18 protein-coding genes are annotated in these 17,163 nt (G+C 63.3%); 13 read left to right on the forward strand and 5 right to left on the reverse strand.

Annotated elements, in window-relative coordinates:
* Positions 1 to 181: 181 nt before the first annotated feature.
* The 5 genes from ccmA to RCO24_RS07260 all read left to right on the forward strand — a co-directional run bounded on the left by ccmA (position 182) and on the right by RCO24_RS07260 (position 3,186).
* Entirely contained in the window at positions 182 to 853 is a 672-nt protein-coding gene (ccmA, locus tag RCO24_RS07240) for a heme ABC exporter ATP-binding protein CcmA (RefSeq protein WP_308961082.1), read from the forward strand.
* The gene (gene ccmB / locus RCO24_RS07245) at positions 850 to 1,518 is read left to right on the forward strand and encodes a heme exporter protein CcmB (RefSeq protein ID WP_308961084.1); all 669 of its coding nucleotides are present in this window, start codon (positions 850 to 852) and stop codon (positions 1,516 to 1,518) included. Before ccmA ends, ccmB begins: the two co-directional genes overlap by 4 nt.
* A 113-nt stretch (positions 1,519 to 1,631) precedes the next feature.
* Positions 1,632 to 2,387, forward strand: coding sequence for a heme ABC transporter permease (locus RCO24_RS07250; protein WP_308962383.1), 756 nt, complete (start codon positions 1,632 to 1,634; stop codon positions 2,385 to 2,387).
* Between the two features lie 4 nt (positions 2,388 to 2,391).
* Positions 2,392 to 2,568, forward strand: a complete 177-nt coding sequence (gene ccmD / locus RCO24_RS07255; RefSeq protein WP_308961086.1) for a heme exporter protein CcmD — start codon at positions 2,392 to 2,394, stop codon at positions 2,566 to 2,568.
* A gap of 6 nt (positions 2,569 to 2,574) precedes the next feature.
* Positions 2,575 to 3,186 carry a DsbE family thiol:disulfide interchange protein gene (locus tag RCO24_RS07260; RefSeq protein ID WP_308961089.1) on the forward strand — a complete coding sequence of 204 codons (612 nt, stop codon included), beginning with the start codon at positions 2,575 to 2,577 and terminating at the stop codon, positions 3,184 to 3,186.
* 25 nt (positions 3,187 to 3,211) lie between these two features.
* Here the strand turns inward: RCO24_RS07260 and RCO24_RS07265 are convergent, their stop codons facing one another.
* Positions 3,212 to 3,850 (reverse strand): carbonic anhydrase, encoded by a 639-nt coding sequence (locus tag RCO24_RS07265; RefSeq protein ID WP_308961091.1) that lies wholly within the window; start codon positions 3,848 to 3,850, stop codon positions 3,212 to 3,214.
* Positions 3,851 to 4,160: 310 nt separating this feature from the next.
* Here RCO24_RS07265 and RCO24_RS07270 point away from each other — a divergent pair, with 310 nt between their 5' ends.
* Positions 4,161 to 5,708 carry a SulP family inorganic anion transporter gene (locus RCO24_RS07270; RefSeq protein WP_308961092.1) on the forward strand — a complete coding sequence of 516 codons (1,548 nt, stop codon included), beginning with the start codon at positions 4,161 to 4,163 and terminating at the stop codon, positions 5,706 to 5,708.
* Positions 5,709 to 5,781: 73 nt separating this feature from the next.
* On the opposite strand, the gene nhaA is transcribed toward RCO24_RS07270, so the two are convergent.
* Entirely contained in the window at positions 5,782 to 6,984 is a 1,203-nt protein-coding gene (gene nhaA, locus RCO24_RS07275; protein WP_308961093.1) for a Na+/H+ antiporter NhaA, read from the reverse strand.
* A gap of 55 nt (positions 6,985 to 7,039) precedes the next feature.
* Positions 7,040 to 7,879 (reverse strand): pyridoxal kinase, encoded by an 840-nt coding sequence (locus tag RCO24_RS07280; RefSeq protein WP_308961095.1) that lies wholly within the window; start codon positions 7,877 to 7,879, stop codon positions 7,040 to 7,042.
* 175 nt (positions 7,880 to 8,054) lie between these two features.
* Between RCO24_RS07280 and RCO24_RS07285 the strand changes: the two genes are divergently transcribed.
* The 6 genes from RCO24_RS07285 (at position 8,055) to RCO24_RS07310 (ending at position 14,059) form a co-directional block, all read left to right on the forward strand.
* Positions 8,055 to 8,945: a CoA ester lyase gene (locus tag RCO24_RS07285; protein ID WP_308961097.1), complete on the forward strand. Its 891-nt coding sequence runs from the start codon at positions 8,055 to 8,057 to the stop codon at positions 8,943 to 8,945.
* A gap of 112 nt (positions 8,946 to 9,057) precedes the next feature.
* Positions 9,058 to 10,110, forward strand: a complete 1,053-nt coding sequence (locus RCO24_RS07290) for a MaoC family dehydratase (protein ID WP_308961099.1) — start codon at positions 9,058 to 9,060, stop codon at positions 10,108 to 10,110.
* Positions 10,111 to 10,571: 461 nt separating this feature from the next.
* Positions 10,572 to 10,997, forward strand: coding sequence for a succinate dehydrogenase, cytochrome b556 subunit (gene sdhC, locus RCO24_RS07295; protein WP_308961101.1), 426 nt, complete (start codon positions 10,572 to 10,574; stop codon positions 10,995 to 10,997).
* On the forward strand, positions 10,994 to 11,374 hold the full coding sequence (sdhD, locus tag RCO24_RS07300; protein WP_308961103.1) for a succinate dehydrogenase, hydrophobic membrane anchor protein: 381 nt from the start codon (positions 10,994 to 10,996) through the stop codon (positions 11,372 to 11,374). Before sdhC ends, sdhD begins: the two co-directional genes overlap by 4 nt.
* Positions 11,375 to 11,381: 7 nt before the next feature.
* Positions 11,382 to 13,235, forward strand: coding sequence for a succinate dehydrogenase flavoprotein subunit (sdhA, locus tag RCO24_RS07305; protein WP_308961105.1), 1,854 nt, complete (start codon positions 11,382 to 11,384; stop codon positions 13,233 to 13,235).
* Positions 13,236 to 13,459: 224 nt separating this feature from the next.
* Positions 13,460 to 14,059, forward strand: coding sequence for a hypothetical protein (locus tag RCO24_RS07310; protein ID WP_308961106.1), 600 nt, complete (start codon positions 13,460 to 13,462; stop codon positions 14,057 to 14,059).
* 67 nt (positions 14,060 to 14,126) lie between these two features.
* Here the strand turns inward: RCO24_RS07310 and RCO24_RS07315 are convergent, their stop codons facing one another.
* On the reverse strand, positions 14,127 to 15,413 hold the full coding sequence (locus RCO24_RS07315) for an ATP-binding protein (RefSeq protein WP_308961108.1): 1,287 nt from the start codon (positions 15,411 to 15,413) through the stop codon (positions 14,127 to 14,129).
* Between the two features lie 277 nt (positions 15,414 to 15,690).
* On the opposite strand from RCO24_RS07315, the gene ppk2 reads away from it, so the two are divergent.
* Complete coding sequence (gene ppk2, locus RCO24_RS07320; protein WP_308961110.1) at positions 15,691 to 16,593, forward strand: polyphosphate kinase 2; 903 nt, start codon at positions 15,691 to 15,693, stop codon at positions 16,591 to 16,593.
* A 70-nt stretch (positions 16,594 to 16,663) separates the two neighbouring features.
* Here the strand turns inward: ppk2 and RCO24_RS07325 are convergent, their stop codons facing one another.
* Positions 16,664 to 17,107: a hypothetical protein gene (locus RCO24_RS07325; protein ID WP_308961111.1), complete on the reverse strand. Its 444-nt coding sequence runs from the start codon at positions 17,105 to 17,107 to the stop codon at positions 16,664 to 16,666.
* Positions 17,108 to 17,163: the final 56 nt, after the last annotated feature.

The raw sequence follows: 17,163 nt of genomic DNA on the forward strand, positions 1-17,163 counted from the left end.
CGCTTGGCGTTATGTAGCCCAGCATGACGCGGGCCAATTACATTTTTGCAGTAGCGAAGCTGGAAGCAAGCCAATTATATAGGCGACCAAAGTACAGAACTAGCACACTTGTGCTTGTTAATTTTGCAATCCCCTCTATGTCGCAGGCCTTTGCGCGCGAGCGCAAGATCGGGTCGATCACTTGTTTCTTCATGCTGACAATCTAACCGTCGAGCGCGGATCGAGAACCGTACTTTCAGCCGTGTCTTTCACGGCGAAAGCGGGCGAAGCGCTGCTGCTCGTCGGGCCCAACGGCGCGGGCAAAACAACGCTCATTCGCACTATCGCCGGGTTCATCGCTCCCTCGGCCGGGACGATCTCCCTCACTGACGACGCCGACACTAAAGCCGAGTCCAGCGATCGGAATCTGTCGGAGCAGTGCCACTACGTCGGGCATCTCACGGGCGTGAAAGCGAACCTCACCGCCGAGCAGAATCTCACGTTCTGGGGCGAGTATCTTGGCGGCGATGAAACCGAGCCGATCGCCGATCGCGTTGTCGACGCCCTTTCCGATTTCGGTCTGTCGCGGCTCGCCGACTATCCGGCAGGATTGCTCTCAGCGGGACAGAAGCGGCGCCTCGGTCTCGCACGCCTCCGCGTTGCAACGCGTCCTATTTGGTTGCTCGACGAGCCGACCGTCTCGCTCGACGCGGCCTCGACCGAGCTTTTGGCGCGTCTCATCCAACGCCACCTTGCAAACAATGGACTGGTCATCGCGGCGACGCATCTGCCGCTCGGGCTCGAGCAGCCCGCCTACCTGCGGCTCGGCTCCGCGCCGGAAACCGCGTCATCCGCAAACGACGGTGGCCCATGAGCGGTTTTCTCGCGCTGCTCAAACGGGATCTGACGCTTGCGCTCCGGGAAGGATCGGCGCTCGGGACAGCGCTCGGCTTCTTCCTCGTGGTGGTGGCAATGCTGCCGCTCGGGCTCGGTCCCGATCTCAAACTGCTTTCACGGATCGCGCCGGGCGTCTTGTGGATCGCGCTGCTGCTCGCGGCGCTGCTGTCTCTGCCGCGCCTGTTCGAGGCCGATCACGAGGACGGATCGCTCGAAGTGATGGCAACCGCACCGCTGCCGCTCGAGCTGGCGGTGGCCGCCAAGGCGCTCGCCCATTGGATCTCGACCGGCATTCCGCTCGCGCTGATGGCGCCGGTGCTCGGGATCATGCTCAACCTCGATATTACGCTCACGCCCGCGCTGGTCGCCACCATGCTGGCCGGAACCCCGGCCATCAGCTTTCTCGGCAGTGTCGGCGCCGCATTGACGCTGAAGGCCCGCCGCGGGGGCCTGCTGTTGGCCCTGCTGGTGCTGCCGCTCTACATTCCGACCCTGATTTTCGGCATTTCGGCCATAGGCTTCGCAAATCTCGGGCAGGACGGCTTCGGCGCTTCGCTGATGATCCTTGGCGCGATTTCTCTGGCCTCGATCGCTGCCGCCCCGGTTGCAGCGGCGGCCGCGCTGCGGCTTCAGATGTCGTAACGATGCCGAGAGCCTGAAATTGCCGCGTTCGTCAGCGACCGTTACGGTTGTTTAACGCGGCGGCACTGGGAAAAACGGTTTCCACAGGCCGACAACCCCACTAAATGACACCCATGCAAACGCTGACCCAACGCCTCGCCAATCCGACCCGGTTCATGGAACTGTCTCGCGCGCTCCTGCCGTGGGTTTCCGCGGGCGCCGCGCTGTTCATCCTCTATGCGATGTACCTCGTGTTCTTCGTAGCGCCGCCCGACTATCAGCAGGGCGAGACCGTCAAGATCATGTACATCCACGTGCCGTCGGCGTGGCTCGCGCTGATGAGCTATTCGCTGATCGCGCTGTCGAGCTTCGGACTTCTGGTTTTCCGCCATCCACTGGCCGACGTGTCAGCCAAAGCCGCCGCGCCGCTCGGCGCCGCGTTCACGCTTTGCGCGCTGATTACGGGATCGCTGTGGGGCAAGCCGATGTGGGGCACCTATTGGGTGTGGGACGCGCGTCTCACCTCGGTGCTGATCCTGTTTTTCCTCTATCTCGGGCTGATCGCGCTGCGTTCGTCGCTCGAGGACGAGGCGCTCGCCGGCAAGCTCACCGCCGTGCTCGCGCTGGTCGGCGTCGCGATCCTTCCCATCATCAAATTCTCGGTCGACTGGTGGAACACGCTGCACCAGCCTTCGACCGGCTTTACATCCTCGGTCGACCCGAGCATGCGCACGCCACTCCTGCTTTCCGCGATCGGCTTCACGCTGTTGTTCTTCGCGCTGCATCTCAAGGCGATGCAGAACGAGATTCTGAGACGGCGGGTCAAGTCGCTGCGCCTTGCCGAGGTCGAGCGCGGCGAGCGGACCTTCGCCGAGCGGGCGGGGGGCTAGCGCCATGGATCTCGGACCGCACGCGGCTTTCATCTGGGCGTCTTACGGGACGTTTGCTCTCATCATCGGCGCGATCATCGGCTGGACCCTGTTCGATGGCTGGCGGCAAACCAAGGCCTTGTCGGATGCCGACAGGCGCGGCCTCAAGCGGCGTTCCGCCAGCGCCGATACCAGAGACTGAGCAGCTATGACCCTTGATCCGAATGCCAGCGGTGCCGCAACCGCTTCTGCCAGCAAGCGACGGGGCTGGGTCGCGGTTCCGCTCGCTCTCTTTCTTCTCATGGTCGGACTTTTCGCGTTCGGGCTGACCGGCGATCCCACGAAATTGCCTTCCGCGCTGATCGGGCGGGCGGTGCCGCAGACGGATTTTCCCGCGCTCGAAGGGCTCATCTCGAACGGCCAGCCGGCACCCGGTTTCCATGCCGCCGATCTCGCCAAGGGCCGCGTTTCCGTCGTCAATTTCTGGGCGTCGTGGTGCGCACCGTGCATCGAGGAGCATCCGCTGCTCATCGCCCTCAAGGAACGTACGGGCGTCGATATCTACGGCGTCAACTACAAGGATCAGGCAGAAGCGGGCCGCCGCTTCCTCGGCCGCTACGGCAATCCGTTCACGGCGGTCGGAACCGACCAGGCCGGCCGCAACGCCATCGAGTGGGGCGTTTACGGAATGCCGGAAACCTTCGTGATCAACGGCGAAGGCAAGATCGCCTACAAGCACGTCGGCCCGATCTCGGAGGAGAGCCTCGAGCGGCAGCTTATGCCGGCGATCGAGAAGGCGCGGGGCGGAAGCAAGCCCTAGAGCTTGCCCCCTCTAGCTCGTCCGTTCAGAGCGGGAAGAACTCGCCGCGCGAATGGTTCAGAACGCTCAGCGTGCCCGAAGCGATTTCGAAATAGGCGCCGTGCAGCGACAGGCGGCCCTTGTCTTCCTCGTTCTTCACGAAGGGGAAGGTCCGAAGGTTCCTGATGGAGTTCTTGATGCCCTCCAGCTCGAGCATCTTCAGCTTCTCGGCCTGAGGCGCCATCTGGTGAGCCGACAGCACGCGCAGGCGCGCGTCGTCCAGCATCGACATCCAGCGCGAGATGAACATGGCCTCGGTCTGGATGGCAGCGCTCTGGTCGAGAGCCGCCTTGACGCCGCCGCAGCTGGAATGACCCATGATGATGATGTGCTTCACGCGCAGGTTCATGACGGCGAACTCGATCGCCGTCGACACGCCGTGATACTTGCCGCCCGTCTCATAGGGCGGAACGAGATTGGCGACGTTGCGGACCACGAACATCTCGCCCGGCATGGCGGTGAAGATCGTTTCTGGATCGACGCGGCTGTCGCAGCACGAGATGAGCATCACCTCCGGGCTCTGCCCGTAGGTGGCTAGCTCTTCATACTGATCGGCATTGGGAACGAAATGGCGATGCTTGAAGCGGCGGAAGCGATCGACGAGTTTTTCCGGGAAGCTTGACATGCGGTTTCGCCCAAAAAGGATGGTCTGAAAATCTGAAGCGGCCGACCACGAAGCAGGCCGCCAGCCCCGTGTTTTATCCTAAGCGCGATCCGGCGCGAGTATGCAATCGTCGCACCCTCACCTCACAAAAAAGACAGCAACCTCTGACCACCCGCAGTGGTTACATGGAAGCATTATAGATTTCTTCCAGTTGCGAGCAGGCAAACCAAAAGATATCGTCGCCGCACTAAGAAATCAGGGCCCAGTAGAATAACAATCGGCCCAAGATGGGGGGACGCCGGCCGGAACCCCGGTCTGGCGCATAATCTATATGGAAACCAAGGTTTCGACTTCGTCGTACGGACGCGACTTGCTCGCCTCCGTCGTGGTGTTTCTGGTGGCTTTGCCGTTGTGCATGGGCATTGCCATCGCATCCGGCCTGCCGCCTACGGCGGGCATCATCACCGGAATCATCGGCGGCATCGTCGTCGGTTTTCTGGCCGGCTCGCCTCTCCAGGTCAGCGGCCCCGCCGCCGGTCTTACCGTCTTGGTGCTTCAACTCGTACAGCAGCACGGACCCGAGATGCTGGGCGTGATCGTGCTGTTCGCCGGCCTCCTGCAGCTGGCCGCCGGCGTCTTCAAGCTTGGCCAATGGTTTCGCGCCGTCTCGCCGGCAGTGATCCACGGAATGCTGGTCGGCATCGGCGTGCTCATTCTCGCCTCCCAGTTCCACGTGATGCTCGACCAGAAGCCGATCGGAACCGGCATCGAGAACCTCGCCGGAATCCCCGGGGCGATCTGGAGCGCGATCAGCACTGGCGACAAGCATTTTACGGCGGGGCTGGTCGGAGTGCTGACGGTCGCGACCATCTTCGGCTGGGGAAGCTACGCGCCGAAATCCATCAAGATCATTCCCGCGCCCCTCGTCGGCGTCCTCGTCGGCATGATCGCCGCGGCCGTTCTGCATCTCGACATCAACTACGTGAACGTGCCGGACAACATCTGGTCCGTCACGATCTTCCCGACGCCGGAACGCCTCTTGCGGATCTTCGAGCCCGCCATCCTGATCGGCGCGATTTCGATCGCGTTCATCGCGAGTGCCGAAACGCTGCTCTGTGCGACGGCCGTCGACCAGATGCATAGCGGCCCGCGCACCAAATACGACAGGGAGCTTTCGGCCCAAGGCGTCGGCAACGCGATCTGCGGCGTGCTCGGCGTGCTGCCGATGACCGGCGTCATCGTGCGTTCGAGCGCCAACGTCGAAGCCGGCGCCGTCAGCCGCAACTCCGCGATCTTCCACGGCGTCTGGCTGCTCGTGTTTGCCAGCCTCTTGCCGTTCACCCTGCGCTACGTGCCGGTCTCGGCGCTGGCCGGCGTGCTGGTCTTCACCGGCTACAAGCTCGCCTATCCGAAGATCGTGCCCGCGCTTTTGAAGTTCGGCCAGGGCGAGGTGATCATCTTCGCCGTCACGGTGGCGACGATCGTGCTCACCGATCTCCTGAAGGGCGTCGTGCTCGGCCTCGTGCTGTCGCTGTTCAAGCTGCTTTATGCATTCTCGCACCTGGTGATCCGCAAGGTCGAGAACACGCAGGACAACCGCGTGGATCTGCATCTCACCGGCTCGGCAACCTTCATCCGGCTGCCGACGCTGGCTTCCACGCTCGAAGGGCTGAAGCCCAACGCGCATGTCCACGTGCATGTCGACGAGCTCGACTACATCGATCACGCCTGCATCGATCTTTTGACGAGCTGGGATCGGCAACACAAGGCCAGCGGAGGATCGCTCGAGATCGAGTGGGAGAACCTCACCCAGAAATACAAGAACCGCACGGCGGCGACCTTCCGCGCGGCTCACGAAGCCGCCCGCAACGGATCCTGACGAAACACGAAGCAGACGTAAAACGCGCGCCGGACCCATCCGGCGCGCGTTTTTTTGTTCCAAATTCGTTAGCTCAGCGCCCCGACAGGAAGGGCGCGGGCCGGGCGTATTTCAGGATCAGATATCCGACGAGCGCTGCCACGACCGAGCCCGAGAGCACGCCGATGCGGATGTCGGCCGCTTTCTCCGGCCCCGGGAAGGCGAGCATTCCGATAAACAGGCTCATGGTGAAGCCGATACCCGCCAGGACGGCGACGCCGAATACCTGCGTCCATGAACTCCCCTCGGGCCGCGACCCTGCGCCTAAAGCGATCGCAAGCCAGGTGAAGGAAAAGACACCGACGGTTTTGCCGACGAGCAAGCCCAGAGCGATGCCGAGCGGAATCGGGCTCATCAGCTTGTCGAGCGTCAGGCCTGCAAGCGAAACGCCGGCGTTGGCGAACGCGAACGCGGGCAGGACGCCGAAGTTGACCCAGGGATGCAGGCTCTCCTGAAGCTTCGACGCAAGCGACTCGGACTTCGACAGCCGCCCTTCGCCGGCGAGCGGCGTCAACGGAATGGCAAACGCCGTGACCACGCCCGCGAGCGTGGCGTGTACGCCCGACTTCAGCACGCAGAGCCATACGAAAATACCGACCAGCACATAGGCGGCGGTGCGCGTCACGCCACGGCTATTCAGAACGGCGAGCGCCAAAACACCGACGGCGGCGAGCGAGAGCGCCGTCAACGACAGGCCCGAGGTGTAGAAGATCGCGATGATCAGGATCGCGCCGAGGTCGTCGATGATAGCAAGCGCTAAAAGGAAGATCTTGAGCGAGGGCGGAATGCGGGAGCCGACCAGCGCCAGCACGCCGACGGCAAAGGCGATATCGGTCGCCGTCGGAATCGCCCAGCCGGCAAGGGCTGACGGGTCCTCGCGGTTGATGGCGTAATAAATGAGCGCCGGCACGATCATGCCGCCCAGCGCCCCGATCGCGGGCAACGCCGCCTGCTTCAGCGTCGAAAGCTCGCCTTCGATCAACTCGCGCTTGATCTCGAGACCAACGTGGAAAAAGAAGATGGCCATCAGGCCGTCGTTGATCCAGTGCAGGAGGTTCTTGTCGATCTCCAGCGCGCCGACGCGGATCGTCACCGGGGTATCGAGGAGCGCGCCGTAAAGTGTGGCCAACGCCGAATTGGCGAGCACGAGAGCCAGCACCGCCGCGAACAACAGCATGATGCCGCCGGACGCTTCGTGATGAACGAATTCCAGCGCGCCGCGCAGTTTTCTGACCATCTCGACCCCTTCGTCTTTCCGGTGCCTGCTTCTGTGGCGCATCCCGGATGGACGGTCAACTTAGCCCAGCGGCGAGATTTTCGACGTTCAACGGCGGCGCCCCGTGCCACGGTGAAAGGCCAGAGAGATCCAGCTCGTCCGAGCCGCGACTTCGTTCGATCACAGCCTTGACGCCTGCTGCCGCCGAAGCCGCGCAGGCCAGCGGACCAGAGGACGCCTTCAACGTCTCAGCGACGAACAAGGCCGTCAGGAGATCGCCGGTGCCATGGGGCACGTCGGTTTCGACCGGCACGGCGCAGACGCCGGCCTCATCGGGCGTAACAACGACGTTGCCCAGGCGGTTGCCCCGAAGCGGCACCGAGCTCGTCAGGACGACGGGCACGGGAAGCGCCCGCGCGGCAGAGGCCACATCGTCTAGCGTCTCGACGGTACGGCCCGATAGAAAGCCCAATTCGAACAGGTTCGGCTTGATGTGGGTGGCCTTGGGCATCAGACGATCGCGAACCGCTTCGGCGACGGCCTTCGGGACGTAAAGCCCTTCCAAGCGATCTCCCAGCACGGGGTCGCAGACGATCAGCGCGTCGGAGCGAAGCGTGCGCACGCGGTCGATCAGCGCTTCCGTCAGCCCCACGTGCTCGGGGCTTGGAAAGAAGCCTGTCAGCACGGCGCTCACCTGGCTCAGCCAGCCGTTTTTGTCCAAGGCATCGAACATGGCAGAGAAGGTGTCGACGGACACCGGTCCGCCGCCCGTGTGGCGATGGCCGAGATGGTTGGAGAGCAGGACGGTCGGGCAGGCGATCACCTCGTGCCCCATCCTTTCCAAGGCCGGCACCACCGCCCGCAGACCGACCGAGCCGCGCGCAACGAACGACGAAATTGCAATGATGGTTGCCATCTCTCTCCTCGCGCGCCCTCGCTGCAGCGGCATCCACTTCGGGTTGTTGTGATAGCCGGGATCGGCGCCTTAACCAGAGAAATCCTACCAACTGAACGTTAGTCGCGCTTGTCGGGTCGTTGCTTTGCATTACTGTTGCAATGCAGCATAATCAAAATTCATAAAGGCTCGCCCCATGGCTTTGATCCGACCCCGACGCAGCGTCCTCTATATGCCCGGCGCCAACGAGCGCGCGCTGGAGAAAGCCAGGTCGCTGCCTGCGGATTCGCTCATCCTGGACCTCGAGGATTCGGTCGCGCCCGACGCCAAGGCGGACGCGCGCCAGAAAGTGGTCGAGGCGGTCAGGGAAGGCGGCTACGGCCGGCGCGAGATCGTCATTCGCCCGAACGCGCTCGAAACGGCTTGGGGCACCGCCGACATCCTGGCCGCGGCCTCGGCAGCGCCGGACGCGATCCTGGTGCCCAAGGTCCAGCATCCGGGCGACATCATCAGCGCCGCCAAAATCCTGAAATCCGTCAACGCGCCGGAAAAGACCAAGCTCTGGGCGATGATGGAGACGCCGCACGCGATCCTTCACGCCGCCGACATCGCCGCGGTCGGCGCGGACCCTGAAAACCGGCTCGTCTGCCTCGTGATGGGCACCAACGACCTTCTGAAGGAGAGCCGGGCGCGCGCGCTCCACGACCGGTTCGCGGTGGTGCCGTGGCTCGCGCTCGCCGTCGTCGCGGCGCGCGGATACGGGCTCGACATCATCGACGGCGTCTACAACGATTTCCGGGACGAACCTGGGTTTCGCAACGAGTGCGAGCAGGGGCGCACGCTCGGCATGGACGGCAAGACGCTGATCCACCCGTCCCAGGTCGCACCCTGCAACGAGATTTTCTCGCCGTCCGACGAAGAGGTTGCGTGGTCGAAGACGATCATCCGGGCCTTCGACGAGCCGGAGAACGCCAACAAGGGCGTCATCACGGTAAACGGCAAGATGGTCGAGCGCCTTCACCTTGTACAAGCCAAGCGGACGGTGGCGATCGCCAACTCGGTGAAGGAGATCGAGGACTGGTTCTAGGGCAAGGCTTCGGCTTCCCGCCCGCAGCCCGGCGCGAAATGGCGCACTCGCGCTAAGCCGCCAAAAATGGCATAGGACGGCCCTGGGCTGAACTGGGAGACCGACGAGACCGATGACCAAGACCAATCCCGGCAATTTCTTCGAAGACTATCGCGTCGGACAAATCCTGAACCACGCCACGCCGCGCACACTGAACGAAGGCGACGTCGGGATCTATCAGAGCCTCTACGGCCCGCGCTTTGCGGTTCAATCATCGGATGAATTCGCCCGCGCGATCGGCTACCCGCGCTCTCCGGTCGATGACCTGCTGCTGTTCCACGTGGTGTTCGGCAAGACCGTGCCCGACATCTCGCTCAACGCCATTGCCAACCTCGGCTATGCAGACGGGCGCTTCCTGAAGCCCGCCTATCCCGGCGATACGCTCACCACCGTCTCGGAGGTCATCGGCCTCAAGGAGAATTCCAACCGCGAGACCGGCACCGTCTACGTCCGCTCGACGGGCCGCAATCAGCGCGGCGAGGTCGTGCTCGAATACATTCGCTGGGTCATGGTGCGGAAGCGCGACAAGAACGCGCCGGCGCCGGAAGCCGTCGTGCCGAAGCTGCCCGACCGCGTCGATCCCAAGGACATCGGTGGCGCAGTGCCGCCGCTCGACACCAAGGCCTACAACTTCGACCTCGCCGGTGCGCCCTATCGCTGGGGTGATTACGAGGTTGGCGAGCGGATCGACCACGTCGACGGCATGACACTGGAAGAAGCCGAGCACCAGATCGCGACCCGCCTCTACCAGAACACGGCCAAGGTTCATTTCAACCAACACACGGAATCGAAAGGCCGTTTCGGCAAGCGCATCGTCTATGGCGGCGTCACCATCTCGCTCGCCCGCGCGCTGTCGTTCAACGGCATGAACAACGCTTTCCATATCGCCGCGATCAACGGCGGGCGGCATGTGGCCCCCCTGTTCGCGGGCGACACCGTCTATTCTTGGTCGGAAGTTCTGGAAAAGGCAGAGCTTCCGGGCCGCACGGACGTCGGCGCGCTCAGGACACGGCTCATCGCCGTCAAGAACCAGGATGCGAGCAGCTTCCCGTTCAAGAAAGAAAGCGGCGAGTATGCCGATGGCGTGATCCTCGATCTCGACATCTGGGTGCTCCTGCCGCGCTGATCTGCTTCTGTGTCGCCCCCGACCTTCGTCGGGGGCGGTTTTCTTGCGAGGCCCTGCGCAAGAGTGCGGAAACTCCAGGTAACCGGTGCGCAGGCCAGAAAGACTGAGCCGAAGGCTCTTACCTGAGTCTGCAAATCATGATTGGAGTCCGCCGCTTGCGACGGCGACACGCACCATTTGGCGAATTGCCCCGTCTGTTGCAGCGCGCTAATAATCATTTCAGGCCATCATTTCGTCAGAGTTTCCAATCCTGGCGGATGAGATCGGCTCTCGAGCTGAACTTTCGCGTTTTGTGTCCGCAAGGGGCCGCCTCGGCCTTCATGCACCCGGCCCCCGCGAGGGCCGTTCCATTGTGCAGCTAGGAATTTCGTTGGCGCATTTTCTTCGAAGACCCGGTCTTCAGCCCGGCCTGCTCCGGAGATTGGCCGCGTCGGAAAATGCTCTCGGGGGAATGAGAAAGAATGGCTGACGCCAAAGCCAAGCGGGGAGGTGAAGCGGCTCGTCCGCTGTCGCCGCACCTGCAGATCTACAGCCCGTTGATCAACATGGTGATGTCGATCCTGCATCGCATCACCGGGGCCGCGCTTTACTTCGGCACGCTGATCGTGGCGTGGGTGCTGGTCGCCGCGGCCAGCGGGCCGGCTCATTTCGACTTCGCCACCCAAGTGCTCGCGAGCTGGCCGGGCCAGATCGTTCTGTTCGGATACACCTGGGCACTGCTGCACCATCTCGTCGGCGGCATCCGCCATTTCATCTGGGATACGGGCCGCGGGTTCGATCTCGCCACCATCGACCTCCTGTCGTGGGGTTCGGCGGCGGTTTCTGCGGCCGCGACCATCCTGATCTGGGGCTATGTGCTTCTCTGCACCGGGAGCGTCGCGCCATGAGCATGCGTACCCCCCTCAAGGACGTGCGTCGGCTCGGCTCTGCCAAGGAAGGCGCAGATCATTTCTGGACCCAGCGCACGACAGGCGCCGCCAATCTGGTGCTCTCGATTTTCGCGATCGCGCTCGCCGTCAACCTGATCGGCGCCGATCACGCCACGTTCAAGGCGACCATCGCCAATCCGCTGGTCGGGCTGCCGCTGCTGCTGTTCATCGTTTCGGCCGCGATCCATATGCGGCTCGGCATGCAAGTCATCATCGAAGACTACGTGCACGGCGAGGGCGCAAAAATCGTTCTCCTGATGCTCAATACGTTCTTCGCAATCGCCATCGCGGCGGCGAGCGCGTTCTCCATTCTCAAGCTCTCCCTCGGAGGCTAACGACACGATGGCTGCCAAGACCAACGGGAAAGATCCGGCCTCTTCGCTCGGCGCGCCTGCCATCAACGGTCGCGCCTATCCGACGCAAGATCACACCTACGACGTCATCGTCGTAGGCGCGGGCGGCGCCGGATTGCGGGCAACGCTCGGAGCCGCCGAAGCCGGTCTCAAGACCGCCTGCATCACCAAGGTATTTCCCACGCGTTCGCATACGGTCGCGGCGCAAGGTGGCGTCGCCGCCTCGCTCGGCAACATGGGCCCCGACAATTGGCGCTGGCACATGTACGACACCGTCAAGGGCTCCGACTGGCTCGGCGACCAGGACGCCATCGAATATCTCTGCCGGCATGCGCCGGACGCGGTGTACGAACTCGAGCACTACGGCGTACCGTTCTCGCGCACCGAAGACGGCAAGATCTACCAGCGTCCGTTCGGCGGCATGACCACCGAGTTCGGCGAAGGCCCACCGGCGCAGCGCACGTGCGCGGCCGCCGACCGCACGGGCCACGCGATGCTGCATACGCTCTACGGCCAGTCGCTCCGCCACTCGGCCGAGTTCTTCGTCGAATATTTCGCGCTCGACCTGCTGATGGACGAAGAGGGCGCTTGCCGCGGCGTGATCGCGCTCTCGATGGAAGACGGCAAGATCCACCGCTTCCGCGCCAAGCGCACGATCCTCGCGACCGGCGGCTATGGCCGCGCCTATTTCTCCTGCACGTCCGCACACACCTGCACCGGCGACGGCAATGCCATGGTGCTGCGCGCAGGTCTTCCGCTGCAGGACATGGAGTTCGTGCAGTTCCACCCGACCGGCATCTACGGCGCGGGCGTTCTGATCACCGAAGGCGCGCGCGGCGAGGGCGGTTATCTCACCAACAGCCAGGGCGAGCGCTTCATGGAGCGCTATGCGCCCCATGCCAAGGATCTCGCTTCACGTGACGTGGTCTCGCGCTCGATGACGATCGAGATTCGTGAAGGGCGCGGCGTCGGCTCCGAGAAGGATCACATCTTCCTTCACCTCGACCATCTCGATCCCAAGATCCTGGCCGAGCGCCTGCCCGGCATCACGGAAAGCGCAAAGGTGTTCGCAGGCGTGGATCTCACGCGCCAGCCGATCCCGGTGATTCCGACCGTGCACTACAACATGGGCGGCATCCCGACCAACTATCACGGCGAGGTGCTGACGCTTCGCGGCGGCAACCCGGACACGATCGTTCCGGGCCTGATGGCGATCGGCGAAGCGGCCTGCGTCTCGGTGCATGGCGCGAACCGTCTCGGTTCCAACTCGCTGATTGATCTCGTGGTGTTCGGACGCGCCGCAGCGTTGCGTTGTGCTGCTTCGATCGAAAAGGGCGCCTCGCAACCTGATTTCGTCAAGGGCGCCACCGAAGCCGCACTCGCTCGTCTCGATCGCTATCGTTACGCCAAGGGCAGCCAGCCGACGTCCGCGCTGCGCCTTCGCATGCAGAAGGTCATGCAGGCCAACTGCGCCGTGTTCCGCGACGGCCCGGTGCTCAAGGAGGGCGTGCAGAAGATCTTCGAAATCTGGAAGTCCACGCAGGACATCGGCGTGACCGACCGCTCGCTGATCTGGAACTCGGACCTCATCGAAACGCTCGAATACGATAACCTGATCGCGCAGGCTGCGGTGACGGTGGTCGGGGCCGAGAACCGCAAGGAAAGCCGCGGTGCACACGCACGCGAGGATTACCCGAACCGCGACGACGCGAACTGGATGCAGCATACGCTCGCGTTCGCCGACTACGCAAAGCAGTCCGTCAAGCTTGATTTCCGGCCGGTGCATACGCACACGCTGACAAACGAGATCAAGTACATCGAGCCCAAGGCGCGCGTTTACTGAGGCTCGCGCGAGCCGTTATTGCGGGCACACAAGACTTGCGGCACGCGTTTCTGCGCCTCACCCTCTCCCTACTTGGGGGAGAGGGAAAACGCCGCCCCGTTCTCGCCAGACTGGCGTGCTCAAAAGCCTTCGCGCACAGAAATTCAGCACTTGCCATAGGCCGGCCTCGCGTAAATGGTACGGCCTAACCGGCGGCGCATCGCCAAAACAGGGCACGCAGAGCATTGGCTAAACCTCCCGTCCAAACAGCGCCAGAAGACGTCGACTCGCGGATCGCGCCGGATCCGTTTGCCGCTGTCCTGCCCGCCATTGCCGCGCTCGGCACGATCGCCTCGATCGCCACCATCAATTGGGCCGCTCGGGAGCGGACGGCCGACAGGATGCGTCCCAAGCGCAAGGCGGTGACAGCGCTGCGCGAGCTCGAAACCTGCTGCCTTCACCTCACCGAGATCTTCCGCCGCTTTCAGCGCAATCCGAAGCTTTTCTCAGGCGAAGGCGCACAGGGAGCTTCGCCACTGAAGTTCGGCGTGCATGGGCCGCGCGTCTCTCCGGATTCGGCGAAGCTCTACCAGCAGGCGATCAACGACGTGGCGTCGATGCTGGTGCTCGCCTCGCAGAGCGCTTTCGAGGTGATGTGCGCCATCGAGGATGGGACGGTGGAGGCGCCCGAGACTATCTTCTTCGGCTTCGGCGAATGCCAGGATCTGCTCAACAAGCTGATCCAGAACCGGGCGACGCTGAAGGCTTCGGTCGATACCGGCACAGACGTGGCCGAGCGGCTCACCTCGCTCGTGCGCGAACTCAAGAAATACCGGACCGACTAGGGGTCGATGGGTGTCTGAATGCCGGCCTCCGCCGGTATGACGAAGCCCCGCGCAGCGATTGCCGAAATCAAGTGCGGGCGCTGCCGAGTTCGTCGAACAGGATCGAGAACGTCGAGCCCTTGCCGACCACGCTCGAAATCCGAAGCTCGCCGCGGTGGCGGATCACGATGTGCTTTACGATCGCAAGTCCCAAGCCGGTGCCGCCCTTATCGCGGCTGGCGGACGCGTTGGCGCGATAGAACCGCTCGGTCAGGCGCGGCAAATGCTCGGGCGCAATACCGGGACCATCGTCGGCAACCGCGACGAGCACACGCGGGGACGGCGGTGAGCCGTCGAGCACGCGCGAGACGGCGATCTCGACGCGCCCTCCTTCGCGACCATACTTGATGGCGTTGTGGACGAGGTTCTGCAGAACCTGCACGATCTCGTCGCGGTCGGCGCGAATACGCACCGGTCCGTCGCTTTTGGTGACGATGACTTTGACCTTCGACGCGGCCGCGAGCGGCTCGAGCGCCTGGGCCACGTAGGCCGCAACCTCGTTGAGATCGAGGATGCCCCGCGGCGGCAAGTGCACGCGCATTTCAACCCGGCTCAACGACAGGAGATCGTCGATGAGGCGCGTCATGCGATTGGCCTGGCTCGACATGATGCCGAGGAAACGCGCGCGCGCCTCGGGATCATCACGGGCCGGGCCCTGCAACGTTTCGACAAAGCCGCGGAGAGACGCCAGCGGCGTGCGCAGCTCATGGCTGGCGTTAGCGATGAAGTCTGCGCGCATCTGAGCGAGCTTGTCCTGCTCGCTCAAATCGCGGAACGAAATCAAAAGCAGCGGCAGGTTCCGCCGGCCTTCGCGCCCGCCGAGACGGGAAACGGTCGCGGAGATGCGCCGCTCGACGGGGACGCGCTCGAACAGATCGACGACGACGGGCTCGTTCGAGAGCGCACCCCTCTCGGCCGCTTCGTTCAGCTCCGGGTTGCGCGAGACGTGGCTCAACGGTTGGCCGGGACGGACCTTCGGGAAAAGCTCCTGGAACAGCGCGTTGAAATGCATGACATTCAAATTCTGGTCGAGTGCGACAACCGCATCGGGTATGGCATCGAGAAGCGGCCGCCAGCTCGCCGCAGCCTCCTTGTCGAGGTTGCCGGGACCGGTGAAGCGCCCTTGGGACTTCGACGACGTGAAATCATCATCGCTCTCGGAATCGGACGGCTCCTGCCCCATGATGACCATCGCCATCGCGACAAGCGCCACGGACGCAAGCGTCCAAGACAACCCGCCGAACACGGCCAGGGCCCAAAAGATCAGTGCCACCAGCACAAGAGGACGCGCGCGGCGACGCAGGCGGTGCAACACCGCGCGTGCCTCCGCGCCGACTTGGGTAAGCCCATATCTCACTGCTGACAAAGATCGGGCCAGCATCCGGGTATCCGTCATAGGATCCCATAATGCCTCGATCCGCGTCGTGCTCTCAACCCTCACGGCGCACCGCGCATGCTGGTTCGATCGGCATGGTTGTCAAAATGGGGGCTCCTCAGGGTCGGCGATCCTCAACTCGCCCGCCTGATAAACAACACTTGTGTGACAGTTCATCCGGGCCCCAAGACCCGAAACCACAACGCAAAGGCGAAACATGGCTAAAGGGAAAAACGGAAAGAGCGAAAAAGCCGCTCAGAAGGCCGGCCCCGGCACGGGGTTCGATCTCGACGACCCCACGTTTCCCGCCGAACTCGAGGAGCGTGCGCTGAAATCGGGCGGCTATCCCTACGACGACAAGCTGAAGCGCAAGGTCTACGAGGAGCAGCTGCAGGTGCTGCAACTCGAGCTCATCAAGTTGCAGGCTCATATCGAACAGGCCGGGGAGCGGCTGGTCGTCGTATTCGAAGGCCGGGATACCTCCGGTAAGGGCGGCTGCATCGCGCGAATTCTCGAGCGCATCAATCCACGCCACTCGCGTTCGGTGGCGCTTTCGAAGCCTACCGACGCCGAGCGCGGCCAGTGGTATTTTCAGCGTTACATCAGCCACTTGCCAACCAAGGGCGACATCGTTCTGTTCGACCGCTCGTGGTACAATCGGGCTGGTGTCGAGAGGGTGATGGGGTTCTGCAGCGAGGACGAGGTGGCGCGCTTTCTGCGCGACGCGCCGGAGTTCGAGGCGCTGCTCGTGCGCGACAACATCCGCTTCTTCAAGATCTACCTGACGGTGGGGCGTGAAATGCAGCTCAAGCGCTTCCATGAGCGTCGGCACGATCCCTTCAAACAGTGGAAGGTCACCGAGATCGACATCGCGGCCATCGGCAAATACGACGACTACTCGCGCGCAGAAGCAGACATGCTGCGATTCACGCATACCGCCGTCAGCCCGTGGACCGTGATCAACGCCAACGACCAGCGGCGCGCCCGGCTGGAAGCCATGCGGGTGATCCTCGGCGCCCTCGACTACGAGGGCAAGGATCGCGCGGCGATCGGCGAACCCGATCCCAAAATCACGCAGACAGGCGCGGATTACCTCGCCGCGCTCAACGGCAAGTCCTGAACATCCAGGGGTCCTGCGCCGGAGATCCGACGCAGGATCCACTCTGGATTCACGTGAAAACCTGCCGTCTTTACGGCAGTCGGCAGCCCGACGTCAGGAAGCCGTACAACCAAGCCGTCACCGCGCCAAAGCCGATGGCCGGCAAAGCAATCTGGCGGATCTGTTCGATGTCGTTGCCGTAGAATGGCTGCTGGCCGTTGAGGAGCGGAACGATGAGAAGCCCGCCCAGGATCGCCGGTCCGAACAGGCCCAGAATCGCGCCGCGCACCGTCATCGAGCCTTCCGGCACGCCGCCCAGGATGATTGCGAAAATCGCACCCCAAAGACCACCCCAGGCCGCGTCGACGGCAATCTGCGGCAGGCCGCTGTAAGCCGACGGCTCCATCGACCACGGAATGCGCGTCGTAAGTCCCGAATTGTTGAGCCAAAGAACGATCAGCTCGTGCACGGTGACGACGGCAATCGCGCCGGCAATGATACCAAGCACCAGAGTTTTGACCGAAGTTCCCTTCATGGTGTTGCTCCCCTTTCCCAATTTTGTGGGTTTTCCGCCCGTTTTTTAGTCAGTAT

It is taken from the genome of Hyphomicrobium sp. LHD-15 (assembly GCF_031157355.1).
Lineage (GTDB): Bacteria > Pseudomonadota > Alphaproteobacteria > Rhizobiales > Hyphomicrobiaceae > Hyphomicrobium_C.